Here is a 599-nt window from a genome sequence, read left to right as displayed (position 1 = left end):
ATACCAGTTGATGGTATAATCGGCATTGGGGGCCACACCATCAACCGTGGTGATCTCTATAGCACCGTTATCGGCTGTGGTACAATTGGTGCTCGGCGTAAAGGCCTCAACAATTACCGGCAAAGAAGGTGTAAACCCTACCGTTACCTGTACGGGATCAGATAGACAGCCCAACTGGTCATTTTCTACTGTGACTTCGTATGTGCCATCTTCGAGATTGCTCAGGGTAGCCGTTGCCTGGCTGACCACTGCACCTGTTCCTGTATTGGTAAAGGTGTAAGTGTAGGTATGACCGGCTTCGGCATTGGCATCAGTAAGCGAAACTACGCGAATCTCTCCGGTAAAAGCACTGCTTCCCAAAGTAGCATCACAAACTGCATTAGGATCAGATTCAAGGCTAAAAGTAGGGAAGGCACTTATATCTGCCAGTGTGTAAGATTCAGTATTGATACAGCCGGTGATATTATTGATTACTTCAACAGTATAATTGGCCCCACCAGGAATACCACTGTAGATGGCTCCCGTGGCATCTGGTGTCCTGTTTCCGAGTCCATCAAACTTTACAACAGTGCCATCATACCAGTTGATGGTATAATCGG

The 599-nt window shown here is 47.2% G+C and carries 1 protein-coding gene; it reads right to left on the bottom strand.

The features are described from left to right. Nucleotides 1-599, bottom strand: a 599-nt coding sequence (locus tag E1163_RS30125; RefSeq protein WP_185155875.1) for a hypothetical protein, incomplete at both ends; no start/stop codon positions are given.

This window comes from Fulvivirga kasyanovii (genome assembly GCF_009711405.1).
In the GTDB taxonomy this organism is placed as follows: domain Bacteria; phylum Bacteroidota; class Bacteroidia; order Cytophagales; family Cyclobacteriaceae; genus Fulvivirga; species Fulvivirga kasyanovii.
This window is presented reverse-complemented; position numbering and strand designations above follow the sequence as displayed.